Source organism: Pseudomonas sp. R28(2017) (genome assembly GCF_002112505.1).
In the GTDB taxonomy this organism is placed as follows: domain Bacteria; phylum Pseudomonadota; class Gammaproteobacteria; order Pseudomonadales; family Pseudomonadaceae; genus Aquipseudomonas.
Genome location: NZ_NEHW01000010.1, coordinates 218,812 through 243,512, shown reverse-complemented (window position 1 = coordinate 243,512; position 24,701 = coordinate 218,812). Strand labels below are relative to the sequence as shown.

General features: G+C 64.7%; 21 protein-coding genes. 15 read left to right on the top strand and 6 right to left on the bottom strand.

The features are described from left to right. Positions 1 to 131: 131 nt before the first annotated feature. The 4 genes from CAF78_RS19035 to CAF78_RS19020 all read left to right on the top strand — a co-directional run bounded on the left by CAF78_RS19035 (position 132) and on the right by CAF78_RS19020 (position 4,515). Positions 132 to 1,388, top strand: coding sequence for an ATP-binding protein (locus CAF78_RS19035; protein WP_085673641.1), 1,257 nt, complete (start codon positions 132 to 134; stop codon positions 1,386 to 1,388). After that, the gene (locus CAF78_RS19030) at positions 1,388 to 1,948 is read left to right on the top strand and encodes a response regulator transcription factor (RefSeq protein WP_079229623.1); all 561 of its coding nucleotides are present in this window, start codon (positions 1,388 to 1,390) and stop codon (positions 1,946 to 1,948) included. Before CAF78_RS19035 ends, CAF78_RS19030 begins: the two co-directional genes overlap by 1 nt. Before the next feature lie 209 nt (positions 1,949 to 2,157). Further along, positions 2,158 to 3,099: an AEC family transporter gene (locus CAF78_RS19025; protein WP_085673639.1), complete on the top strand. Its 942-nt coding sequence runs from the start codon at positions 2,158 to 2,160 to the stop codon at positions 3,097 to 3,099. A 57-nt stretch (positions 3,100 to 3,156) separates the two neighbouring features. Continuing rightward, complete coding sequence (locus tag CAF78_RS19020) at positions 3,157 to 4,515, top strand: amino acid permease (protein WP_085673637.1); 1,359 nt, start codon at positions 3,157 to 3,159, stop codon at positions 4,513 to 4,515. Between the two features lie 126 nt (positions 4,516 to 4,641). On the opposite strand, the gene CAF78_RS19015 is transcribed toward CAF78_RS19020, so the two are convergent. The 5 genes from CAF78_RS19015 to gatC form a co-directional block, all read right to left on the bottom strand. Then, the gene (locus tag CAF78_RS19015) at positions 4,642 to 5,685 is read right to left on the bottom strand and encodes a calcium/sodium antiporter (protein WP_085673634.1); all 1,044 of its coding nucleotides are present in this window, start codon (positions 5,683 to 5,685) and stop codon (positions 4,642 to 4,644) included. A gap of 71 nt (positions 5,686 to 5,756) precedes the next feature. After that, entirely contained in the window at positions 5,757 to 6,131 is a 375-nt protein-coding gene (locus CAF78_RS19010) for a septal ring lytic transglycosylase RlpA family protein (RefSeq protein WP_085673632.1), read from the bottom strand. A gap of 126 nt (positions 6,132 to 6,257) precedes the next feature. Then, a complete protein-coding gene (gene gatB / locus CAF78_RS19005; protein WP_085673630.1) occupies positions 6,258 to 7,703 on the bottom strand; it encodes an Asp-tRNA(Asn)/Glu-tRNA(Gln) amidotransferase subunit GatB in 1,446 nt (481 codons plus the stop codon). Positions 7,704 to 7,714: 11 nt separating this feature from the next. Further along, positions 7,715 to 9,166, bottom strand: a complete 1,452-nt coding sequence (gatA, locus tag CAF78_RS19000; protein ID WP_085673628.1) for an Asp-tRNA(Asn)/Glu-tRNA(Gln) amidotransferase subunit GatA — start codon at positions 9,164 to 9,166, stop codon at positions 7,715 to 7,717. A 15-nt stretch (positions 9,167 to 9,181) separates the two neighbouring features. Further along, positions 9,182 to 9,469, bottom strand: coding sequence for an Asp-tRNA(Asn)/Glu-tRNA(Gln) amidotransferase subunit GatC (gene gatC, locus CAF78_RS18995; protein WP_060511330.1), 288 nt, complete (start codon positions 9,467 to 9,469; stop codon positions 9,182 to 9,184). A 204-nt stretch (positions 9,470 to 9,673) separates the two neighbouring features. Between gatC and mreB the strand changes: the two genes are divergently transcribed. From mreB to tldD, 8 genes are all read left to right on the top strand, one after another. Continuing rightward, positions 9,674 to 10,711: a rod shape-determining protein MreB gene (gene mreB / locus CAF78_RS18990; RefSeq protein ID WP_003255163.1), complete on the top strand. Its 1,038-nt coding sequence runs from the start codon at positions 9,674 to 9,676 to the stop codon at positions 10,709 to 10,711. A 162-nt stretch (positions 10,712 to 10,873) separates the two neighbouring features. Continuing rightward, positions 10,874 to 11,920: a rod shape-determining protein MreC gene (mreC, locus tag CAF78_RS18985; protein ID WP_085673626.1), complete on the top strand. Its 1,047-nt coding sequence runs from the start codon at positions 10,874 to 10,876 to the stop codon at positions 11,918 to 11,920. Then, positions 11,920 to 12,408 (top strand): rod shape-determining protein MreD, encoded by a 489-nt coding sequence (gene mreD, locus CAF78_RS18980; RefSeq protein ID WP_085673623.1) that lies wholly within the window; start codon positions 11,920 to 11,922, stop codon positions 12,406 to 12,408. The genes mreC and mreD overlap by 1 nt, the downstream gene beginning before the upstream one ends. Before the next feature lie 33 nt (positions 12,409 to 12,441). Continuing rightward, on the top strand, positions 12,442 to 13,053 hold the full coding sequence (locus CAF78_RS18975; RefSeq protein ID WP_085673621.1) for a nucleoside triphosphate pyrophosphatase: 612 nt from the start codon (positions 12,442 to 12,444) through the stop codon (positions 13,051 to 13,053). A 54-nt stretch (positions 13,054 to 13,107) separates the two neighbouring features. Further along, the gene (gene rng / locus CAF78_RS18970; protein ID WP_085673619.1) at positions 13,108 to 14,565 is read left to right on the top strand and encodes a ribonuclease G; all 1,458 of its coding nucleotides are present in this window, start codon (positions 13,108 to 13,110) and stop codon (positions 14,563 to 14,565) included. Positions 14,566 to 14,647: 82 nt separating this feature from the next. Beyond that, positions 14,648 to 18,463: a YhdP family protein gene (locus CAF78_RS18965; protein WP_085673617.1), complete on the top strand. Its 3,816-nt coding sequence runs from the start codon at positions 14,648 to 14,650 to the stop codon at positions 18,461 to 18,463. A gap of 14 nt (positions 18,464 to 18,477) precedes the next feature. Then, the gene (locus CAF78_RS18960) at positions 18,478 to 19,329 is read left to right on the top strand and encodes a carbon-nitrogen hydrolase family protein (RefSeq protein ID WP_085673615.1); all 852 of its coding nucleotides are present in this window, start codon (positions 18,478 to 18,480) and stop codon (positions 19,327 to 19,329) included. 2 nt (positions 19,330 to 19,331) lie between these two features. Then, positions 19,332 to 20,771 (top strand): metalloprotease TldD, encoded by a 1,440-nt coding sequence (gene tldD / locus CAF78_RS18955; protein ID WP_085673613.1) that lies wholly within the window; start codon positions 19,332 to 19,334, stop codon positions 20,769 to 20,771. 41 nt (positions 20,772 to 20,812) lie between these two features. Here tldD and yjgA read toward each other — a convergent pair whose 3' ends face one another. Further along, entirely contained in the window at positions 20,813 to 21,334 is a 522-nt protein-coding gene (gene yjgA, locus CAF78_RS18950) for a ribosome biogenesis factor YjgA (protein ID WP_085673611.1), read from the bottom strand. A gap of 108 nt (positions 21,335 to 21,442) precedes the next feature. Here yjgA and pmbA point away from each other — a divergent pair, with 108 nt between their 5' ends. The 3 genes from pmbA to CAF78_RS18935 all read left to right on the top strand — a co-directional run bounded on the left by pmbA (position 21,443) and on the right by CAF78_RS18935 (position 24,687). Next, positions 21,443 to 22,789 (top strand): metalloprotease PmbA, encoded by a 1,347-nt coding sequence (pmbA, locus tag CAF78_RS18945; protein ID WP_085673609.1) that lies wholly within the window; start codon positions 21,443 to 21,445, stop codon positions 22,787 to 22,789. 127 nt (positions 22,790 to 22,916) lie between these two features. Then, positions 22,917 to 23,318 (top strand): hypothetical protein, encoded by a 402-nt coding sequence (locus CAF78_RS18940; RefSeq protein ID WP_060484655.1) that lies wholly within the window; start codon positions 22,917 to 22,919, stop codon positions 23,316 to 23,318. After that, the gene (locus CAF78_RS18935) at positions 23,311 to 24,687 is read left to right on the top strand and encodes a lyase family protein (protein WP_085673607.1); all 1,377 of its coding nucleotides are present in this window, start codon (positions 23,311 to 23,313) and stop codon (positions 24,685 to 24,687) included. The genes CAF78_RS18940 and CAF78_RS18935 overlap by 8 nt, the downstream gene beginning before the upstream one ends. Positions 24,688 to 24,701: the final 14 nt, after the last annotated feature.

The following is a 24,701-nucleotide window of genomic DNA, read 5'->3' as shown; positions in this document are numbered from 1 at the left end:
CCGGAGCAGTGTAGTGGGTTCAAAAGTGCCACTATGAACTTGTGACAAAGTGTGGCGCTTTGCCGCATCGCTGCAGCGGGGCGCCCGGCTTCGGTATACTCCAGCCGATTGAGCACTCATCGGGAGAGCGCATGCTCGCCGCCGCACAACCGTTATCCGCAACACGCCAGAACCTCTGGCGCCTGACTGTCATTCGCGTTCTGGTCCTGGCCGCCCAGGCAGGCTCCGTGGGCGTCGCCTACTGGACCGACCTGCTGCCGCTACCGTGGCTGTCGCTGGCCGCCACCCTGGCGCTGTCGTCGATCCTCTGCGCCTTCACTGCCTTGCGCCTGCGCCTGTCGCTGCCGGTCACCGAAACTGAATATGCCTTGCAACTGGCCTGCGACCTGCTGATTCACAGCGCCTTGCTGTATTACTCCGGCGGTTCGACCAACCCGTTCGTGTCCTACTACCTGGTGCCGCTGGCAATTGCCGCGGTGACCTTGCCGTGGCTGTATTCGCTGATCCTCTCGGGCATCGCCCTGACCGCCTACAGCCTGCTGCTGGTGCAGTTCTACCCGCTCGAGGGGCTGCCGATGGCGCGGGACAAGATGCAGGTCTACGGCATGTGGCTGAGTATTGCCCTGGCCGCCGCCGTGATCACCTTCTTCGCCGCGCGCATGGCTGAAGAACTGCGCCGCCAGGAGCAACTGCGTTCCGAGCGCCGCGAAGAAAGCCTGCGTGACGAGCAGCTGCTGGCCGTGGCCACCCAGGCTGCCGGCGCCGCCCACGAGCTGGGCACACCCTTGGCGACCATGAGCGTGCTGCTCAACGAAATGCGCCAGGATCACACCGACCCGCTGCTGCAGGAAGACCTGCAGATCCTTCAGGACCAGGTCAAGCTGTGCAAGGAAACCCTGCAGCAGCTGGTGCGCGCCGCCGAAGCCAACCGCCGCCTGGCGGTGGTCGAACAGGATGTCACCGCCTGGCTCGACGAGGCGCTGAACCGCTGGCACCTGATGCGCCCGGAGGCCAGCTACCGCTTCCAGCGCCTGCGCGACGGCCAGGTGCCGCGCCTGACGCCGCCACCGGACCTGACCCAGGCGCTGCTGAACCTGCTGAACAATGCCGCCGATGCCTGCCCCGATGACCTGCAGGTGACCCTTGACTGGGACGCCCAGGACATCCTGATCAGCATCCGCGACCATGGCCCCGGCGTGCCGCCGGCCATCGCCGAAGCGATCGGCAAACCTTTCATTACGACCAAAGGCAAAGGTTTCGGCCTGGGCCTGTTCTTGAGCAAAGCCAGCGTGACCCGTGCGGGCGGTTCGGTGAAACTCTATAGTCATGAACAGGGTGGCACCCTGACCGAATTGCGCCTGCCCCATGGCAAGCGAGGAGATGAATGATGAGCGAAGAAAACCAGGTCGAAGGCGAAGAGCTGCCGCACCTGCTGCTGGTGGACGATGACGCCACCTTCACCCGGGTCATGGCCCGCGCCATGAGCCGCCGCGGTTTCCGCGTGAGCACGGCCGGTTCCGCCGAGGAGGGCCTGATCCTGGCCCAGCAGGACCTGCCGGACTACGCCACGCTGGACCTGAAGATGGAAGGGGACTCGGGCCTGGTGCTGTTGCCCAAGCTGCTGGAGCTGGACCCGGAGATGCGCGTGGTGATCCTGACCGGTTACTCGAGCATCGCCACCGCCGTGGAGGCGGTCAAGCGCGGTGCCTGCAACTACCTGTGCAAGCCGGCCGACGCCGACGACGTGCTGGCAGCGCTGCTCTCGGAGCATGCCGACCTGGACTCGCTGGTGCCGGAAAACCCGATGTCGGTGGACCGCCTGCAGTGGGAGCACATCCAGCGCGTGCTGAACGAGCACGAGGGCAACATCTCCGCCACCGCGCGGGCGCTGGGCATGCACCGCCGGACCTTGCAGCGCAAATTGCAGAAGCGCCCCGTTCGCCGCTGAATGGGTGTCTGCCTCTTCGCGGGCAAGCCCGCTCCCACAGGAATCTCAACAGCCCCGAGGGCAGTGCAGAGCCTGTGGGAGCGGGCTTGCCCGCGAAAGGGCCGGTACAGACAGAAACGTGTTTAAAGTCCTGCTCGATCCCCGCATTTCCTGACGCGTTGGCGTATCATTAGCCGCCTAACGGCAACCCCCATCAGGACCGCTTGCGCATGCTCGCCCTTCTCATCCAGACGCTGAACATCACGGCGCCCGTCTTCGCCATGCTGTTCATGGGCGTGCTGCTCAAACGTATCCACCTGATCGACGACAATTTCAACCGCGTCGCCTCGCAGCTGGTGTTCAACGTGTGCATGCCGGCACTGCTGTTCCTCGGCATCTATCACGCCGACCTGGCAGCGGCGGTCAAACCCAAGGTCATCCTCTACTTCGTCGCTGCCACCCTGGTCGGCTTCGCCGTGTCCTGGGGCATGGCCATCTGGCGCAGCCCGCTGGCCGACCGCGGCATCTACACCCAGGGTGCGTTCCGCGGCAACAACGGTGTGATCGGCCTGGCCCTGGCCGCCAGCCTTTATGGCGACTACGGCATCTCCCTGGGTGCGGTGCTCGCCGGCCTGGTGATCCTCATGTACAACTCGCTGTCGGCTGTAGTGCTGGCGGTGTACAGCCCGGACCTCAAGTCCGACCCGTGGAGCATCTGCAAGAGCATCTTCAGCAACCCGCTGATCCTCAGCGTGCTGGTGGCCACGCCGATGGCCTACGGGCAGGTGCCGTTGCCCAACTGGCTGCTGACCTCGGGCGACTACCTGGCGCAGATGACCCTGCCGCTGGCGTTGATCTGCATTGGCGGCACGCTTTCGCTGGCGGCGCTGCGCGACAGCGGCAAGCTGGCCATCGATGCCAGCCTGGTGAAGATGGTCTGGCTGCCGCTGATCGGCACCTTGGGTGCCTGGTTGTGCGGTTTTCGTGGTGCCGAGTTGGGTATCCTGTTCCTGTACATCGGCAGCCCGACGGCGGCGGCCAGCTACGTCATGGCTCGCGCCGCCAACGGCAACCATGAACTGGCGGCGTCGATCATCGTGATCACCACGCTAATGGCGGCGATCACCACCAATATTGGTATTTTCATATTGCAGTGGGGCGGATGGATCTAGATCCTTGACTGCAAAACAACAGCAACAACACTGCCTCACTGAGCCAAAGGACACTTCATGCAAGACCAGAGCACGCCCGTGCAGTTGAAGCGCGGGCTGAAGAATCGCCATATCCAGCTGATTGCGCTGGGTGGTGCCGTTGGCACCGGGCTGTTCCTGGGCATCGCCCAGACCATCCAGCTGGCCGGCCCCTCCGTTTTGCTGGGCTACGCCATCGCCGGCCTGATGGCCTTCTTCATCATGCGCCAATTGGGTGAGATGGTGGTCGAGGAGCCGGTCGCCGGCAGCTTCAGCCACTTCGCCCACCAGTACTGGAGCGAGTTCGCCGGGTTCGTGTCCGGTTGGAACTACTGGGTGGTGTACGTGCTGGTCGGCATGGCCGAACTCACGGCCGTGGGCATCTATGTGCAGTACTGGTGGCCGGAATTCCCGACCTGGGCCACGGCGGCGATCTTCTTCGTGGTGATCAACCTGATCAACCTGACCCAGGTGCGGGTCTATGGCGAGATGGAGTTCTGGTTCGCCCTGGTCAAGGTGGTGGCCATCGTCAGCATGATCGGCTTCGGTGCCTGGCTGCTGGCCAGCGGCCACGGCGGCCCGGATGCCAGCGTGGCCAACCTGTGGCAATACGGCGGGTTCTTCCCCAATGGCGTGACCGGGCTGGTGATGGCGCTGGCGGTGATCATGTTCTCGTTCGGTGGCCTGGAGCTGGTCGGCATCACGGCTGCCGAGGCCGACAACCCTCGCCAGAGCATCCCCAAGGCGACCAACCAGGTGGTCTACCGCATCCTGATCTTCTACATCGGTGCCCTGGCCGTGCTGCTGTCGCTGTACCCCTGGCAGAAAGTGGTGCAGGGCGGCAGCCCATTCGTGATGATCTTCCACGAACTGGACAGCGACCTGGTGGCGACCATCCTTAACATCGTGGTGCTGACCGCGGCGCTGTCGGTGTACAACAGCTGCGTGTACGCCAACAGCCGCATGCTGTTCGGCCTTGCCAGCCAGGGCGATGCGCCGCGTCAGCTGCTCAAGGTCAGCCGTAGCGGCGTGCCACTGACGGCGTTGGGGGTTTCGGCCTTTGCGACCGGCATGTGCGTGCTGATCAACTACCTGATGCCCGGTGAGGCCTTCGGACTGCTGATGGCGCTGGCGGTATCGGCGTTGGTGATCAACTGGGCCAGCATCAGCATTACCCACCTGAAATTCCGCAAGGCCAAGCTGGCAGCGGGCATTACCCCGTTCTACCAGAGCTGGGGGCACCCGCTGACCAACTACCTGTGCCTGGCGTTCATCGTGCTGATCCTGGTGGTGATGTACCTGACCCCGCCGATTCGCATCTCGGTGCTGCTGATCCCAGGGTGGATTGCGGTGCTGTGGGGGGCCTTCAAACTGAAGAAATCTCGCCAGGCCAGATAGGCATGGCAGGTTTGGCCCCTTCGCGGGCAAGCCCGCTCCCACAGGTACTGCGCTGTCAGTGAGTGTTGTGCAAATCTTGTGGGAGCGGGCTTGCCCGCGAAGAGGGCGGACCTGCTTCTGAATTTCTCAATGCTGCTTGCGCCAGGCCCGCAGGGTGGTAAACAACAGCACCGCCCCCAGCCCTGGCAGCACATAGAACAGCATCAGCCGCTCCAGGCGCCCGGCCAGCGGCATGCCCATGGTAAAGGCCGCCACATGCAGGCCGTAGACCAGGTACAGGCAGAGGAACACCAGCCCCTCGGCGCGGGTGATGCGATAACCGGAATAGAACACCGGCAAGCTCAAGGCGGCGACACCCAGCATCACCGGCAGGTCGAAGGCCAGTGCATTGGGTGAGATGGTCAGTGGCTCGGGGGTGGTCAGTGCGGTCAGGCCGAGCACTGCCAGCAGGTTGAACAGGTTGCTGCCGATCACCGTGCCGACCGCAATCTCCCGCTCGCCCCGAATGGCGGCGATCAGCGCGGCGGCAAGCTCGGGCAGCGATGTGCACACCGCGACCACGGTCAGGCCGATGACACGTTCGGACAGGCCCAGATCGGTAGCCACCTCAATGGCAGCTTCCAGCAGCAGGTGGCCGGCCAGGCTCAGCAGGCCAAGGCCGAACAGCACCTGCAGCAGCGTCCCGGACCAGAAGCGCCCGGCGCTGGCCGCCCCGGCATCTGGTGCAGGGTAGGTGCGGGCATAGTTGCGCGACTGGTGCCACAGCATGGCCAGGTAGCCGGCCAGGGCGAACAGCAACAACAAGCCTTCGAACCGGCCCAGATGGCCGTTGGCACAGAGCGCATAGACCAGGCCGCTGGCGGCAATCATCAGTGGGATATCCAGGCGCACCAGTTGACGTGATACCCGTAACGGGATGATCAGTGCCGCCAGGCCGAGGATGACCAGCACGTTGAAGATGTTGCTACCGATCACGCTGCCCACGGCCACGTCGGGCGCACCCTGGTAGGCGGCCTGCAGGCTCACGGTCAGTTGCGGCGCGGTGCTGCCGAAGGCCACCAGGCTCAGGCCGATGATCAATGGCCGCACGCGCAATCGCCCGGCCAGGCGCAGCGCTGCGCGCACCAGCAGTTCGGCTCCGGCGATCAGCAGCAGCAGGGCAATGCCCATTTGCAGCAGGCTGAAGGTGGGGAGGGTGGCCAGGTCGAAAATGGTCGGGCTCCAGTCAGGTGGGTGTCAGGTCAGTCGCTCAGACCTTGTACCCGGACGCGCGCCGTTCCGCTACGGAGCATGCCGATTTTTTCTGCTGCGGCGCGTGACAGGTCGATCAGCCGGCCGCGGGTATGCGGGCCGCGGTCGTTGATGCGGACCACCACGCTGCGGTCGTTGGCCAGGTTGGTGACCAGCACCCGGCTGCCGAAGGGCAGGCTGCGGTGGGCGGCGGTGAGGCCGTGCTGGTTGAACGGTTCGCCACTGGCTGTGCGTTTGCCGTGGTGGCGCGAGCCGTAATAGGACGCGGTGCCGGTTTCGTTGTAACCGCGAGGGTCGATGTCATGGCTGGCGCAACCGGCCAGGACAGAGAAGAAGGCGAGGGTGGTGAGGGATCGTTTTAGCAATTCGGATGCTCCGATATGGCCCTTTCGCGGGCAAGCCCGCTCCCACAGGCACAGCGACATACCTGTGGGAGCGGGCTTGCCCGCGAACGAGGGCGAAGCCCTCGCAAGGCTACAGGGAAAAAACAATCACCCTTCGAGCTTGGCCTTGAGCAATTGGTTCACCTGCCCCGGGTTGGCCTTGCCTTTGGACGCCTTCATCGCCTGGCCGACGAAGAAGCCGAACATCTTGCCGCGCTTGGCTTCGTCGGCGACGCGGTACTGTTCGACCTGTTCGGCATTGGCCGCGAGCATTTCGTCGAGCATCTTGTCGATCGCACCGGTGTCGGTAACCTGCTTGAGGCCGCGGCTGGAGATGATGCTGTCGGCATCGCCTTCACCGGCGGCCATGGCCTCGAACACGGTCTTGGCGATCTTGCCGCTGATGGTGTTGTCGCGAATGCGCAGCAACATGCCGCCCAGGTGCGCGGCGCTGACCGGTGCCTGGTCGATCTCGATGCCCAGCTTGTTCAGCAGGCTGCCCAGTTCGACCATGACCCAGTTGGCGGCCAGTTTGGCGTCGCCACCGATCTTCACCACTTCTTCGAAGTAGTCCGCCTGTTCGCGGCTGGAAGCCAGCACGTTGGCGTCGTAGGCCGACAGGCCGTACTGGCTCTGGAAGCGCTCGACCTTTTGCGGCGGCAGCTCTGGCAGGCCGGCGCGGACGGTTTCGAGGAAGCTGTCCTCGATCACCACCGGCAGCAGGTCCGGGTCGGGGAAGTAACGGTAGTCGTTGGCTTCCTCCTTGCTGCGCATGGAGCGGGTCTCGTCCTTGTTCGGGTCGTACAGGCGAGTTTCCTGCACCACCTTGCCACCGTCCTCGATCAGGTCGATCTGGCGCTGGATCTCGCTGTTGATCGCGCGCTCGATGAAGCGGAACGAGTTGACGTTCTTGATCTCGCAGCGGGTGCCGAACTCGGCCTGGCCTCTCGGCCGGATCGATACGTTGCAGTCACAGCGCAGCGAGCCTTCGGCCATGTTGCCGTCGCAGATGCCCAGGTAGCGCACCAGGGCGTGGATGGCCTTGACGTAGGCCACCGCTTCCTTGGCGCTGCGCATGTCCGGCTCGGAGACGATTTCCAGCAGCGGCGTGCCAGCACGGTTCAGGTCGATGCCGGTGGAGCCGCTGAAGTCTTCGTGCAGGCTCTTGCCGGCGTCTTCTTCCAGGTGCGCGCGGGTAACCCCGATGCGCTTGATGGTGCCGTCTTCCAGGGCGATGTCCAGGTGGCCCTTGCCGACGATCGGCAGGTCCATCTGGCTGATCTGGTAGCCCTTGGGCAGGTCGGGGTAGAAATAGTTCTTGCGCGCGAACACGTTGCGCTTGCCGATCTCGGCATCGATCGCCAGGCCGAACATGCAGGCCATGCGCACGGCTTCCTGGTTCAGCACCGGCAGTACGCCGGGCATGCCCAGGTCAACCAGGCTGGCCTGGGTGTTCGGCTCGGAGCCGAAGGTGGTGGCGCTGCCGGAGAAGATCTTCGACTGGGTGGCCAGCTGGGTATGAATCTCCAGCCCGATCACAACTTCCCATTGCATGTGTGAATTCCTCAGAAGCCGTTAGGGGCGCGGGTGTGCCAGTCGGTGACTTGCTGGTAACGGTGCGCGACGTTGAGCAGGCGGCCTTCCTGGAAGTACGGGGCCAGCAGCTGCACGCCGACCGGCAGGCCATCGACGAAGCCGGCTGGCATCGACAGGCCTGGCAGGCCTGCCAGGTTGGCGGTGATGGTGTAGACGTCTTCCAGATAGGCGGCGACCGGGTCGCTGCTCTTGGCGCCAAGCTTCCAGGCCGGGTTCGGCGTGGTCGGGCCGAGGATCAGGTCGACATCGTTGAAGGCAGCCATGAAGTCGTTCTTGATCAGGCGGCGGATCTGCTGCGCCTTGACGTAGTAGGCGTCATAGTAGCCGGCCGACAGGGCGTAGGTGCCGACCATGATGCGGCGCTGCACTTCGGCACCGAAGCCTTCGCCGCGTGAACGCTTGTACAGGTCGGTGAGGTCTTTGGGCGCTTCACAGCGGTAGCCGAAACGCACGCCGTCGAAGCGCGACAGGTTGGAGGAGGCCTCGGCCGGGGCGATCACGTAGTACGCCGGAATGGCGTGCTGCATGTTCGGCAGGCTGATTTCCTTGACCACCGCGCCGAGCTTTTCCAGCTCCTTGACGCTGGCCTGCACCAGTTCGGCAATGCGCGGGTCGAGGCCGGCGCCGAAGTATTCCTTCGGCAGGCCGATGCGCAGGCCCTGCAGCGAGCCATTGAGGCCGGCGCTGTAGTCCGGGACCGGCTCGTCGATGCTGGTGGAGTCCTTGGTGTCGAAGCCGGCCATGCCTTGCAGCAGCAGGGCGCAGTCTTCGGCGGTGCGCGCCAGCGGGCCACCCTGGTCGAGGCTGGAGGCGTAGGCGATCATGCCCCAGCGCGACACGCGACCGTACGTCGGCTTGAGGCCGGTGAGGTTGGTCAGTGCCGCCGGCTGGCGGATCGAGCCACCGGTGTCGGTGCCGGTGGTGGCCGGCAGCAGGCGCGCGGCCACGGCTGCGGCCGAACCGCCGGACGAGCCGCCTGGCACGTGCTCGAGGTTCCACGGGTTCTTCACCGCGCCATAGTGGCTGGATTCGTTGGCCGAACCCATGGCGAACTCGTCCATGTTGGTCTTGCCCAGGGTGACCATGCCGGCTTCGGCCAGCTTGGCGACCACGGTGGCGTCGTACGGCGCCTTGAAGTTGTCGAGCATCTTCGAGCCGCAGCTGGTGCGTACGCCGAGGGTGCAGAACAGGTCCTTGTGGGCGATCGGCGCACCCAGCAGCGCACCGGTCTCGCCAGCGGCGCGACGGGCGTCGGCGGCGCGTGCCTGGCCCAGGGCCAGTTCTTCGGTGACGCTGATGAAGCTGTTGATCTGCGGGTCGATCTGCTTGACGCGCGCCAGCAGGGCGCCGGTCAGCTCTTCGGAGGAAAACGACTTGTCGGCGAGTCCGCGGGCGATCTCGGCCAGGGTCAATTCATGCATGGCAGGCTCTATCCCTTACTCGATGACTTTGGGAACCAGGTACAGACCGCTTTCGGTCGAGGGTGCGATGGCCTGGTAGGCGTCGCGCTGGTTGCTTTCGGTGACCTGGTCGGGACGCAGGCGCTGGCTGGCCTCCAGGGGGTGGGCCAGGGGCTCGATGCCGTTGGTATCGACCGCTTGCATCTGGTCGACCAGGCCGAGAATGCTGTTCAGGGCGTCAGTAATGCGTGGCAGTTCGCCGTCATTCAGGCCCAGGCGGGCCAGATGGGCGATCTTTTCCACGTCGCTGCGTTCAAGCGCCATGGTGATCTCCAGGGGAAACAAAGAACGGAATAGGGTCCGCGGTGAGGAACATGTCAGCATTTTGGCGGTCTATCGGCCGCGATCATGTGCTGGCGTGCTCGGAAAAACAGCCAATTTAACATATTGGCTCCTTGCCCAAAATCCCTGCCATTGTTAGAGTTTGCCGCACTTTTTTACCCACGCTTTCCCCAGGGTCACTTTCCCATGTTCAAGAAACTGCGTGGCATGTTTTCCAGCGATCTTTCCATCGACCTGGGGACTGCCAACACCCTTATTTACGTGCGTGAGCGCGGTATCGTCCTGAATGAGCCCTCGGTTGTTGCCATCCGTACCCACGGCAACCAGAAAAGCGTCGTCGCCGTCGGTACCGAAGCCAAGCGCATGCTGGGCCGCACGCCAGGTAACATTGCTGCCATTCGTCCGATGAAGGACGGCGTCATCGCCGACTTCAGCGTTTGTGAAAAAATGTTGCAGTACTTCATCAACAAGGTTCACGAGAACAGCTTCCTGCAGCCCAGCCCTCGCGTGCTGATCTGCGTGCCGTGCAAGTCGACCCAGGTAGAGCGCCGCGCCATTCGCGAGTCGGCCCTGGGTGCCGGTGCCCGTGAAGTGTTCCTGATCGAAGAACCCATGGCCGCTGCCATCGGTGCCGGCCTGCCGGTCGAAGAAGCCCGTGGCTCGATGGTCGTCGACATCGGTGGCGGTACCACCGAGATCGCCCTGATCTCGCTGAACGGCGTGGTCTACGCCGAGTCCGTGCGCGTTGGCGGCGACCGCTTCGACGAAGCCATCGTCACCTACGTGCGCCGCAACTACGGCAGCCTGATCGGCGAATCCACCGCCGAGCGCATCAAGCAGGAAATCGGCACCGCCTACCCGGGCGGCGAAGTGCGTGAAGTCGACGTGCGCGGCCGTAACCTGGCCGAGGGCGTACCACGCGCCTTCACCCTGAACTCCAACGAAGTCCTCGAAGCCCTGCAGGAATCCCTGGCGACCATCGTCCAGGCGGTCAAGAGCGCCCTGGAGCAGTCGCCGCCGGAGCTGGCCTCCGACATCGCCGAGCGCGGCCTGGTGCTGACCGGTGGTGGTGCGCTGCTGCGTGACCTCGACAAGCTGCTGGCCCAGGAAACCGGCCTGCCGGTGATCGTCGCCGAAGACCCGCTGACCTGCGTCGCCCGTGGCGGCGGTCGCGCCCTGGAGATGATGGACAAGCACGCGATGGACCTGCTCTCCAGCGAGTGATCCTTGCTGCTTTCGAGCGCCCGGTTTACAGGTAGCACGCGCAGTGCTACCTGTATGCGCTGGGCTGGCGTCCATCCGGGCGTCGTTTCCGTCAACCCGCAACCAGGCTGGTGCGTTGTCCCATGTCCAATGACCTCCTGAGTCGTCCACGAGGAACGGCCCATTAAACCGCTTTTCTCCAAGGGCCCTTCGCTGGGCGTTCGCCTGCTGGTACTGGTGGTGCTGTCGGTCGCGTTGATGGTTGTCGACGCGCGTTTCGACGTGCTCAAGCCGGTGCGCAGCCAGATGGGCCTGGTGCTCATGGAATCGTACTGGATCACCGACCTGCCGCAGCGCATGTGGCAAGGCGTGGCAGGCCAGTTCGGCAGCCGCACCGAGCTGATCGCCGAAAACGAAAAACTCAAGACCGAAGCCCTGCTGCTGCAGGGGCGCCTGCAGAAGCTGGCGGCCCTGACCGAGCAGAACGTACGCTTGCGCGAGTTGCTCAACTCTTCGGCGCTGGTCAACGAGAAGGTCGAGGTGGCCGAGCTGATCGGTGTCGACCCCAACCCGTTCACCCACCGCATCCTTATCAACAAGGGTGAGCGCGACGGCGTTTTCCTTGGCCAGCCGGTGCTCGATGCCCGTGGCCTGATGGGCCAGGTGGTCGAGCTGATGCCGTATACCTCGCGGGTGCTGTTGCTGACCGACACCACCCACAGCATTCCGGTGCAGGTCAACCGCAACGGCCTGCGCGCCATCGCCAGCGGTACCGGCAACCCGGAACGCCTCGAGTTGCGCCATGTCGCCGATACCGCCGACATCAAGGAAGGCGACCTGTTGGTGAGTTCCGGCATGGGCCAGCGCTTCCCGGCCGGCTACCCGGTGGCCACGGTCAACGAAGTGATCCACGATTCAGGCCAACCGTTCGCCATCGTCCGCGCCATCCCGACCGCCGCGCTCAACCGCAGCCGCTACATGCTGCTGGTGTTCAGTGACCGCCGTACCCCCGAGCAGCGCGCCACCGACGCCGCCATCGCCCAGGAAGAAGCCGATCGCAAAGGTACCGGCCAACCGGCCGTCAACCCCGAGCACCCGGCAGCAGCCCCGGCGCAGCCAGCGGCTCCGGCTGCTCCGGCAGCAGCGGGTCAGCCACCTGCAGCCCCGGCCGCAGCGCCCGCCAGCCCCGCCGCGGCACCTGCGGCACCCGCCCATCCACGGAGGCAATGATGGCCAAGTCGCGCCGTAACTACGGCTGGGTCATCTGGCTGACGTTCGCCATCGGCCTGCTGCTCAGCGTTTCGCCCATGCCGCAGTTCCTCGAAGTGTTCCGGCCGATGTGGCTGGCAATGCTGGTGTCGTTCTGGACCTTGAACGTGCCGAACAAGGTGGGCATGACCACCGCCTTCGTCCTGGGCCTGGCCGAGGACGTGCTGTATGGCACCTTGCTGGGGCAGAACGCGTTCATCCTCACCCTGATCACGTTCCTCGTGCTGTCGCTGCAGCAGCGCTTGCGCATGTTCCCGCTGTGGCAGCAGAGCCTGGTGATCCTGGTGATCTTCGGTATCGCCCAGCTGATCCAGCTGTGGCTCAGCGCGCTCACCGGTAACCGCCTGCCCACCCTGGCGCTGGTTTGGTCCGCCGTGATCAGTGCCTTGCTCTGGCCATGGATCAGCTTTGCCCTGCGCGACCTGCGCCGACGTTTGCATATCAACTGACGGCGCTGCCACCACTGACAGGGAGATGTCTGAATGAAACCCCTCTACCTCGCCTCTGGCTCGCCGCGCCGGCGTGAATTGCTCGGCCAGATCGGCGTGCCGTTCACCGTCATCAGTGCTCCCATCGATGAAACCCCGCTGCCGGGTGAAAGCGCCGAGGCCTATGTCGAGCGCCTGGCCCGGGCCAAGGCCGAAGCCGGCCTGGCCAAGCTCCAAGGCCCTGCCGTGGCGCTTGGCGCCGACACGGCAGTGGTGCTCGACGGGCGTATTCTCGGCAAGCCGGAAAACCGTGAGCATGCCCTGACGATGCTGGCCGACCTCGCTGGCCGCGAGCACCAGGTGCTGACGGCCATGGCGTTGAGCGATGGCCAGCGCTGCGAGAGCCTGTGCGTCAGCAGCACGGTGCGTTTTCGCCCTGTCGATAGCGCAGAAGCCGAGCGCTATTGGGCCAGTGGCGAACCGGCGGACAAGGCCGGCGGCTACGCCATCCAGGGCCTGGGCGCGGTGTTCGTCACCGGGCTCGAGGGCAGTTATTCGGCGGTGGTAGGCCTGCCGTTGTGCGAAACGGCCGACCTGCTCGCCCGCTTCGGTATCGCCTGCTGGCAGGTACCGGCGCTTTTGCCTGAGGTAACAAACCAGCGGTAGCCAGCCCAGCACGCGCGATCCATCATTACCGAAGACCTTTGACGAGAGCCTGCCATGAGTGAAGAGATCCTGATCAACATCACCCCGATGGAATCGCGTGTGGCGGTGGTGGAAAACGGGGGGCTGCAGGAAGTGCACGTCGAGCGCACCCAGCGTCGCGGCATCGTTGGCAATATCTACAAGGGCAAGGTGGTGCGGGTGCTGCCGGGCATGCAGGCGGCGTTCGTCGACATCGGCCTGGAGCGCGCCGCGTTCATCCATGCGTCGGAAATCTCCCAGCGCGAAGGCTCGGCGGTGGAGAACATCACTGCACTGGTGCACGAGGGCCAGGCCCTGGTGGTGCAGGTGACCAAGGACCCGATCGGTACCAAAGGCGCACGCCTGACCACGCAGTTGTCGATCCCCTCGCGCTACCTGGTGTACATGCCTCGCAGCAGCCATGTCGGCATTTCCCTGAAGATCGAAGACGAAGCCGAACGCGAGCGCCTCAAGCAGGTGGTCAGCGACTGCATGGACAGCGAGAACATCAAGGACGCCGGTGGCTTCATTCTGCGCACCGCCGCCGAGGGCGCGCGGGCCGAGGAAATCCTCCAGGACATCCGCTACCTGCGTCGGCTGTGGGAGCAGATTGGCAGCCAGATCAAGACCTGCGGCGCGCCGACGGTCATCTACGAGGACCTCGGCCTGGCCCTGCGCACGCTGCGCGACCTGGTCAACCCGAAGATCGAGAAGATCCGCATCGATTCGCGGGAAACCTTCCAGAAAACCACGCAGTTCGTCGCCGAACTGATGCCGGAAATCGCCGATCGCCTTGAGCATTACCCGGGCGAGCGGCCGATCTTCGACCTGTATGGGGTCGAGGACGAAATCCAGCGCGCCCTGGAGCGCAAGGTGCCGCTCAAGTCCGGTGGCTACCTGGTGGTCGACCCGGCCGAGGCGATGACCACCATCGACGTCAACACGGGGGCGTTCGTCGGCCACCGCAACCTTGAAGAAACCATCTTCAAGACCAACCTCGAAGCCGCCACGGCCATCGCCCGGCAACTGCGCCTGCGCAACATCGGCGGGATCATCATCATCGACTTCATCGACATGGAAGACGAAGAGCACCAGCGCCAGGTGTTGCGTACCCTGGAAAAACAGCTGGAGCGCGATCACGCCAAGACCAACATCATCGGCATCACCGAGCTGGGCCTGGTGCAGATGACCCGCAAACGCACCCGCGAAAGCCTCGAGCAGGTGCTGTGTGAACCCTGCATCGCCTGCCAGGGCCGCGGCAAACTGAAAACCCCCGAGACCATCTGTTACGAGATCTTCCGCGAAATCCTCCGCGAAGCCCGTGCCTACCAGGCTGAAGGTTATCGCGTGCTGGCCAACCAGAAAGTGGTCGATCGCCTGCTGGACGAGGAGTCTGGCAACGTTGCCGAACTGGAGACCTTCATTGGCCGAACCATTCGCTTCCAGGTCGAGTCGATGTATTCGCAGGAACAATATGATGTGGTGCTGCTCTGAGGCATTCTGATACCCGCCCCGTATGGCACTGGCTGGCAAAATCGGCACGTCGGGCCATCATGGATAAACGACCTGGAGGGCCATGGCCATGGGACGTCTGAACCGCGTTCTTGTCGCCTTGACCCGCTGGGGGCTGGGCATCTGCGCGCTGCTCGCGGTGCTGGTGGCCTTGTATGTCAGCCTCGGTCGCGAGCTGGTGCCGTTGGTGGCCGAATACCGTGCCGACGTCGAAAGCAAGGCCGAGCAGGCGCTGGGCCTGCCCGTGCATGTGGGGGCGCTGGAAGGGCATTGGAGCGGCCTGGCGCCGGTGCTGCGCGTGCGTGACCTGCAACTGGGCGAGGGCGCATCGGCATTGCGTCTGGATGACGTGAAGGTGGTGCCCGACCTGTGGGCCAGCCTGACGTCCCGCGAAGTGCGCCTGGCGCATATCGAACTTGCAGGCCTGCAACTGATTCTGCGGGAGGACGAGCAGGGGGGCTGGGCCCTCGAAGGGCTGCCGAAAAAGGACGACGCGGCGCTGGACCCCACCGAAGTGCTGCAGCGTCTGCGCCAACTGGGCCGCATCGATGTGTTCGACAGCCAGGTTACCCTGCAGCCCTGGCAGCGTGACCCGCTGACCCTCACGTATGTCAGTGTCGGTCTGCAGGCCGGCGCATCACGCCAGGCCCTGGACCTGCGGGCGACCTTGCCCGACGGCCAGCCGCTGGCGGTCAACCTGCGCAGCCGGGCAACCGCCAAGGCCTGGCGCGAGGGTGAGGTCGAGGCCTACCTGAGCCTGCCGCAAAGCGACTGGGCGCGGTGGTTGCCGCCGCGTTTGCTGGGCCAGTGGCGGGCCGAGGCGCTGAAGGCCGGTGGCGAGTTCTGGGTCGACTGGAGCAAGGGCCAGTTGCAGCAGGCGGTAGTTCGCCTCAATGCCCCGCAACTGCGCGGTGCCTACGCCGAGCGCAAGGCCGTGGCCCTGGACAACCTCGCCCTGGCCGCCTGGTTCCAGCGCCGCGATCAGGGCTTCGACGTGGTGGTGGACTCGCTCGCCGCAAGCATCGGCAAGACCCGCTGGGAATCGCACCTGCAAGTGAACCAGCGGCTCGCTGATGACCCGGCGGGCGAAACCTGGCACGTGCAGGCCGACCGCCTTGACCTCACCCCGTTGACCCCATTGATCGATGGTTTGGCGCCTTTGCCGGACAAGCTCATGGCCGTGGTCGATGGGCTGAAGGTGACCGGTGCCCTGCGTAACGTTCGCCTGGAGGCGCGGCCGAAAGCCGAGGGCGACCAGCGCCTGCAGTTTGCCGCCAACCTGGAGCGGGTCGGTTTCGATGCCTACCATGGCGCACCGGCGGCGGGTAATGTCAGTGGCAGCATCAGCGGCGACCTCGGGCACGGCGAGCTGCGCCTGGATACTGACGCGTTCATGCTGCATCTGTATCCGATCTTCGCCAAACCCTGGCAATACCAGAAGGCCAATGCGCGCCTGACCTGGGCACTCGACAAGCACGGGTTCACCCTCGTCGCGCCCTACCTCAAGGTGCTGGGCGAGGAAGGCAAGATTGCCGGCGACTTCCTGATACGCCTGCTGTTCGACGAAGGCACCGAAAGCTACATGGACCTGCGGGTCGGCCTGACCGAAGGCGATGGCCGCTACACCGCCAAGTACCTGCCCGAAGTGCTGAGCCCGGCCCTCGACGAATGGCTGCGCAGCGCCATCGTCAAGGGCAATGTCGATCAGGGCTACTTCCAGTACCAGGGCTCCTTGAACCACGGTGCTTCGCCGGAAGCACGCAGCATCAGCCTGTTTTTCAAGGTCCACGACGCTGCACTGGACTTCCAGCCTGGCTGGCCGCAGGTGCAGCAGGTGGACGGCGATGTGCTGATCGAGGACAGCGGCGTGCGCATCAAGGCCAGCAAAGGCTTGTTGCTCGACACCCAGGTCAGCGACGTCAGCGTGAATATTCCCCATGTCGACAGCGGCCAGCACAGTCACCTGTACCTCGACGGCGATTTCGACGGCAGCCTCGGCGATGGCTTGAAGATTCTCAAGGAAGCCCCTATCGGCACAGGCGAGATCTTCGCCGGTTGGGAAGGCGAGGGCCCGCTCAAGGGCAAGGTCAAACTCGACGTGCCCCTGGCCCACGGCGAGCGGCCCAAAGTGCTGGTGGACTTCGCCACTGCCGATGCACACCTGAAAGTCGCCCCGCCCAGCCTGGACCTGACGCGCCTCAAAGGTGACTTCAGCTTCGATTTCGACAAGGGCCTGAGCGGCAAGAACATCAGCTTGCAGGTGTTCGGTAAACCGGCCACTGCGCAGATCAGCGCCGAGGGCCAGCCCGGGCAGATGCAGACCCGCATCAATGCCAGCGGCCAGGCTTCACTGAAATCCCTGACCGACTGGCTGCAGTTCAAGCAGACCTTGCCCGCCTCGGGCGATATCCCGTATCAGTTGCAGCTCAATCTGGGCAGCCGCGATAACAGCTTGAATGTCAGCTCTTCGCTCAAGGGCCTGGCCATCGACCTGCCCGCACCGTTCGGCAAGGCGGCGGCGGAAACCCGCGACAGCCGTTTCAGCATGAACCTGCAGGGGCAAGAACGGCGTTTCGATGCGGCTTACGCCGACCTGGCCCGTTTCGCCTATGCCGCACCGGCCGACAAGCTGGGCCAGGGCCGCGGCGAATTGCTGCTCGGCGCCGGGCAGGCGCAGCTGCCGGCGGGCCAGGGGCTGCGGGTGAAAGGCCGGCTGGAAAGCCTGGACCTGGCGCCCTGGCAGGAACAGGCCGCACGCTTTGCCGGTGACGATCCCGGTGGCAATGCCCGGCAGAACCTGCAGAGTGTCGACCTGAGCATCGGCCAGCTGAAAGCCTTCGGCATGAGCCTGAACCAGGCGGTGGTCCGGTTGGCCCGCGGCGGCCCGGCCTGGGACCTGCGCCTGGACAGCAAGGAGGTCATCGGCAACGCGCGCGTGCCAGATGCCAAGGCTACGCCGATGACTGTGCGCCTGCAGACCCTGCGCCTGCCGCCTGCCGACCCGGCTGAAACACAATCGGAAGAGGGCCCGGACCCGCTGGCCTCGTTCGACCCGCGCAAGGTGCCGGCCCTGGACTTGAGCATCGACAAGCTGTACCGCGGCGACGACCTGTTCGGCAACGCCGCGCTGAAGCTGCGCCCGACCGCACGGGGTGTGGCGGCGCAGGACATCGACCTCGATTTCAAAGGCCTGCATGTCGACGGCAGTGGTGGCTGGGAAGGCGAAACGGGGGCGACCAGCAGCTGGTACAAAGGCCGCCTCGATGGCAAGAACCTCGCTGATGTGCTCAAGGCCTGGGGCTTCGCCCCGACCGTGACCAGTCGCGATTTCCGTCTGGATGTGGACGGCCGTTGGCCCGGTTCGCCTGCCTGGGTCGGCCTCAAGCGCTTCTCTGGCAGCATGGATGCAGCCTTGCGCAGCGGCCAGTTCGTCGAGGTGGAAGGTGGCGCCCAGGCCCTGCGTGTGTTCGGCCTGCTCAACTTCAACTCGATTGGCCGGCGCTTGCGCCTGGACTTCTCCGACCTGTTCGACAAGGGCCTGGCCTACGACCGGGTCAAGGGCCTGCTGGTGGCCAGCAACGGTGTCTACGTGACCCGCGAGCCGATCAGCGTGACCGGGCCGTCGAGCAACTTCGAACTCGATGGCACCCTGGACCTGGTACGCGACCGGGTCGCTGCCAACCTTCAGGTGACCCTGCCGGTGACCAACAACCTGCCGCTGGCCGCACTGATCGTCGGTGCGCCAGCGGTCGGTGGTGCGCTGTTCCTGGTCGATCGGTTGATCGGCGACCGGGTGTCGCGTTTCGCCAGCGTGCACTATCGCGTCGAAGGCCCGGTGAAAGAGCCTAAAATCACCTTTGTGAAACCGTTCGACAAATAACTTCGGGAGTGCCCATGAAGGCAGCGGTGATCCAGATGGTCAGCCAGGATGATGTGCTGGCCAACCTGCAGCGTGCGGGCGCCCTGCTCGAACAGGCGGCTTTGGGCGGTGCGCGGCTGGCGGTGCTGCCGGAAAACTTCGCGGCAATGGGGCGCAAGGATGCCGCCGCCATCGGCCGCGCCGAAGCCATGGGCGAAGGCCCGATCCTGCCATGGTTGAAACGTACCGCACGCGACCTCAGATTATGGATTGTTGCCGGTACCTTGCCGCTGCCACCGCAAGGTCAGCCTGAAGCCAAGGCCCATGCCTGTTCGCTGCTCGTCGACGAACACGGCGAAGTGGTGGCGCGCTACGACAAGCTGCACCTGTTCGACGTGGATGTGGCCGACAACCATGGCCGCTACCGCGAGTCCGATGACTATGCCCATGGTGCCCAGGTGGTGGTGGCCGATACGCCGGTAGGGCGCCTGGGGCTCAGCGTATGCTACGACCTGCGCTTCCCCGAGTTGTACAGCGCCTTGCGTGGTGCTGGCGCGGAACTGATCACGGCACCGGCTGCCTTTACTGCGGTCACAGGTGCAGCGCATTGGGAAGTGCTGATCCGCGCCCGGGCCATCGAGACCCAGTGCTATGTGCTGGCGGCGGCCCAGGGCGGTACCCATCCAGGCCCGCGGGAAACCCACGGGCATGCGGCGATCGTCGACCCCTGGGGGCGGATCGTTGCCGAACAGGCGCAAGGCGAAGCGGTTCTGCTCGCCGAGCGCGACACTGATGAACAGGCGTCCATCCGGGCGCGCATGCCGGTCACCACGCACCGGCGCTTTTTCTCGCAGGACGCCTTGCGGCCTGCGCACACCTCGGAGTGACTATGAGCCAGATGTTATCCACCGTCAGCGAGCAGCTCCTGGCCCCGGGCGGACTCAGCCTCGACAGCCTGCAGAGCGTGCTGGGCGAGCTGGCCGGCCCGGGCATCGATGCCGCCGACCTGTATTTCCAGGGCCAGATTTCGGAAACCTGGGCGCTGGAGGACGGCATCGTCAAAGAAGGCAGCTTCAACCTTGACCAGGGTGTGGGTGTGCGTGCCCAGTCCGGCGAGAAGACCGGTTTTGCCTACAGCAATGCGATCAACCTAGAGGCGCTGACCTCGGCAGCCCGTGCTGCCCGCTCGATTTCCCGCGCCGGCCAGAACGGCACGGTGCAGGCCTTCCGCAGCCAGGACGTGACGGCGCTGTATGCGCCGGACAACCCGCTGGACGTGCTCAGCCGTGCCGAGAAGGTCGAACTGCTCAAGCGTGTCGATGCCGCCACCCGTGCCCTCGACCCGCGCATCCAGCAGGTCAGCGTGAGCATGGCCGGGGTCTGGGAGCGCATCCTGATTGCCGCCGCCGACGGTAGCCTGGCCGCCGATGTGCGCCCGCTGGTGCGTTTCAACGTCAGCGTCATCGTCGAGCAGAATGGCCGTCGCGAGCGCGGCGGGCAGGGCGGTGGCGGGCGTACCGACTACCGCTTCTTCACTGAAGAGCGCGTCATGGGCTATGCCCGCGAAGCGCTGCGCCAGGCGCTGGTCAACCTCGAGGCCATCCCGGCTCCGGCCGGTACGTTGCCGGTGGTTCTGGGTTCTGGCTGGTCAGGCGTGCTGCTGCACGAAGCGGTCGGCCATGGCCTGGAAGGCGACTTCAACCGCAAGGGCAGCTCGGCATTCAGTGGCCGGATCGGCGAGAAGGTCGCTTCGAGCCTGTGCACCATTGTCGACGACGGCACCCTCGAAGGTCGCCGCGGTTCGTTGAGCGTCGATGACGAAGGCACGCCCACCGAATGCACCACGCTGATCGAGAACGGCGTCCTCAAGGGCTACATGCAGGACAAGCTCAATGCGCGCCTGATGGGCATGGCGGTAACCGGCAATGGCCGTCGCGAGTCTTACGCGCACCTGCCGATGCCGCGCATGACCAACACCTACATGCTGGCCGGCAAAAGCGACCCCGAGGAAATCATCGCCTCGGTGAAAAAGGGCATCTACTGCGCCAACCTCGGCGGTGGGCAGGTCGATATCACCAGTGGCAAGTTCGTGTTCTCGACCAGCGAAGCCTACCTGATCGAAGACGGCAAGATCACCGCTCCGGTCAAAGGCGCGACCCTGATCGGCAACGGGCCTGAGGCCATGAGCCGGGTGTCGATGGTCGGTAATGACCTGGCGCTGGACAGTGGTGTGGGAACGTGTGGCAAGGATGGGCAATCGGTGCCGGTAGGCGTCGGTCAGCCGACCTTGAAGCTGGATGCGATTACCGTGGGCGGTACTGGCGCTTGAGATATGTCCGGGGGCTGCAAGGCAGCCCCAGGCGGCGGGAGTCAGCGCAGGCCGCGCTGCAGCTCGTCGAGGTCGCGGATGTACTTGAACACCTTGCGCGCAGCGGCGGGCGGTTTGTTCCGCGCCTTTTCGTGCTGGGCATGACGGATCAGCGAGCGCAGTTGCTGGCGATCGGTCTCGGGGTATTCGTTGACGAAGCGCTCGAGGTCGTCGTCGTTACCGTCGATCAGCCGGTCGCGCCAGCGTTCAAGGCTGTGGAAGCGCTCGTTGTACTGGCGGGTCGAGCTGTCCATCTGTTCGAGCAGGGCATGGATGGCGTCCAGGTCTTGCACGCGCATCAGCTTGCCGACGAACGACATGTGGCGTTTGCGGGCACCATGAGCGGTGTGCTTGCTGGCGTCGGCCAGGGCCTTGCGCAGTTCGTCGGTCAATGGCAGGCGTGCCAGGGTGTCGGCCTTGAGCGTGGTCAGGCGTTCGCCGAGTTCGACCAACGCATGCAGCTCGCGCTTGATCTGGGTTTTGCTTTTTTCGCCGTCGAAGGCGTCGTCGTATGAATCAACCATGGTGGCAGTCCGCTAGAAATCGCCGCCATGATAACCAGTCGGGGGCCGCTTGTCCGGCCCGGTCGTAGAATGACCTTTGCCGAACGCAGAATTTGAGTGGAGAAAACCATGAGTGCAGTCCAGAGCGTAGGCCCCAAGGACCTGCCAGCGTTGCAGGAGCAGGTCGAAGCGATCATTGCAGAAGCACGCAAGCAAGGCGCCAGTGCCTGCGAAGTGGCGGTATCGCTGGAGCAGGGCTTGTCCACCACGGTGCGTCAGCGCGAGGTCGAGACGGTCGAGTTCAACCGCGACCAAGGCTTTGGCATCACCCTCTATGTCGGCCAGCGCAAAGGCTCGGCCAGCACCTCGGCCAGTGGCCCGGAGGCTATCCGCGAAACCGTGGCCGCCGCCTTGGCGATTGCCAGGCACACGTCCGAGGACGAATGCTCGGGCCTGGCTGACGCCGCGCTGATGGCCCGCGAGATTCCCGACCTCGACCTGTATCACGACTGGGACATCGAGCCGGAGAAAGCCATCGAGATGGCGCTGACCTGCGAGGCGGCGGCATTCGACGCCGACAAGCGCATCCTCAATGCTGATGGCACCACCCTGAATACTCACCAAGGTTGCCGCGTTTACGGCAACAGCCACGGCTTCATCGGTGGCTACGCTTCGACCCGGCACAGCCTGAGCTGCGTAATGATCGCCGAAGGCGAAGGCCAGATGCAGCGCGACTACTGGTATGACGTGAACCGCCAGGGCAACCTGCTGGCCGACCCGCGCAGCATTGGCGTGCGCGCTGCCCAGCGTGCCGCCAGCCGCTTGGGCGCACGGCCGGTACCGACCTGCGAAGTGCCGGTGCTGTTCTCCGCCGAGCTGGCGGGCGGCCTGTTCGGCAGCTTCCTGTCGGCCATCTCGGGGGGCAACCTGTACCGCAAGTCGTCGTTCCTCGACGGCGCCATCGGCCAGCGCCTGTTCCCGTCCTGGCTCACCCTCGACGAGCGCCCACACATTCCGCGTGCGCTGGGCAGCGCCGCATTCGACGGCGACGGCCTGGCGACCTACGCCAAGCCGTTCGTCGACAAAGGCGAGCTGGTGTCCTACCTGCTGGGTACCTACTCCGGGCGCAAGCTGGGCCTGCCGAGCACTGCCAACGCCGGGGGCGTGCACAACTTGTACGTCACCCATGGTGTCGAAGACCAGGCGGCGCTGATCCGGCGCATGGGGCGCGGCCTGCTGGTGACCGAACTGATGGGCCATGGCCTGAACATGGTCACCGGCGATTATTCGCGCGGCGCGGCGGGCTTCTGGGTCGAGAACGGCGAAATCCAGCATGCCGTGCAGGAAGTGACCATTGCCGGCAACATGAAGGACATGTTCCAGCAGATTGTCGCGATTGGCAGTGATCTTGAAACCCGCAGCAACATCCACACCGGGTCGGTGCTGATCGAACGGATGACGGTTGCCGGCAGCTGATCGCTTCCAGAAATACCCAGTGACCATGAAACCCGGCCATCGCGCCGGGTTTTTCTTTCATCACGATCCACTTGAAGTGATTCTGGTTATCACTTAATAATGAATATCATTATCCAGTAACTCGGCGATGATGTTCATGAAACCCGTCCTCCGCGAACTGCCCTACCTGGAAAACTGGCGCTGGCTCAGCCGGCGCATCCGTTGCGCCCTCGAACCCGACGAGCCGCGCCTGATCGAGCACTACCTGGCCGAAGGCCGTTACCTGGTGTGCTGCACCGAAACCTCGCCATGGACCGTGGCACTGACCTCCTTCCGCCTGCTGCTGGATACCGCCTGCGACCGCATGTTGCCGTGGCACTGGCGCTGTCTGTGCCTGGACCAGGCCTGGCGCCCCCTGCTCGACTTGCGCAACCTCGATCGCCGCGAGCAGAACCAGCGCTGGCAGCCCTATGCGCTGCAGCTGGCCAACTGCCGGCTGTTGCCGTCGATTTCTCCCGATGAACTGATGCAAGGATTTGAAGATGAGTGATACCCGTATCGAGCGTGACAGCATGGGCGAGCTGCAGGTGCCGGCCAAGGCCCTGTATGGCGCCCAGACCCAGCGCGCGGTCGACAACTTCCCGATCAGCGGCCAACGCATGCCGGCCCAGTTCATCCGTGCCCTGTTGCTGGCCAAGGCCGCTGCGGCCAAGGCCAACATCGAGCTGGAGCAATTGTCGGCAGGGCAGGGCCAGGCCATCGCCAAGGCGGTCGAGCAGCTGTTGGCCGAAGACTTCATCCAGCACTTCCCGGTGGACGTGTTCCAGACCGGTTCCGGCACCAGTTCGAACATGAATGCCAACGAGGTGATCGCCACCCTGGCCAGCCGCATCCTCGGCGAGCCGGTCAATGCCAATGACCATGTCAACTGCGGCCAGAGCAGCAACGACATCATTCCCACCACCATCCACGTCAGTGCCGCCCTGGCCCTGCATGAGCAACTGTTGCCGGCCCTGAGCCATCTGGTACAGGTGATCGAGGCCAAGTCAGCGCAAGTGCATCCGTATGTGAAAACCGGTCGCACCCACCTGATGGATGCCATGCCGGTGCGCATGAGCCAGGTGCTCGACGGCTGGGCCGCGCAAGTCAACGCTGCCAAGGCCCATATCCAGGCGACCTTGCCGAGCCTGCAGGCGCTGGCCCAGGGCGGCACGGCCGTGGGCACCGGGATCAACGCCCACCCTCAGTTCGCTGCCGGCTTCGCGCGCCAGTTGAGCGCTCTCACCCACGTCGAGTTTACCCCTGGCAAAAACCTGTTCGCGCTGATTGGCTCCCAGGATACCGCCGTTGCGCTGTCTGGCCAGCTCAAGACCACCGCCGTGGCGCTGATGAAGATTGCCAACGACCTGCGCTGGATGAACTCCGGCCCCTTGGCCGGCCTGGGTGAAATCGAGCTGCAGGGCCTGCAGCCTGGCTCGTCGATCATGCCGGGCAAGGTCAACCCGGTGATCCCGGAGGCCACCGCCATGGTGGCCGCCCAGGTGATCGGCAACGACGCCACCATCGCTGTTGCTGGCCAGTCGGGCAACTTCGAGCTGAACGTGATGCTCCCGGTGATCGCCCGCAACCTGCTGGAGAGCATCGAGCTGATGGCCAATGCCAGCCGCCTGCTGGCCGACAAGGCCATTGCCAGCTTCAAGGTCAACGAGGGCAAGCTCAAGGAAGCCTTGGCGCGCAACCCGATCCTGGTCACCGCGCTTAACCCGATCATCGGCTACCTCAAGGCCGCCGAAATTGCCAAGACAGCCTACAAAGAGGGCCGTCCGATCATCGATGTCGCACTGGAGCACACCGACCTGTCGCGCGACCAGCTGGAGGCACTGCTGGATCCGGAAAAACTCACCGCTGGCGGCATCTGACCCGCCGTAGCGCC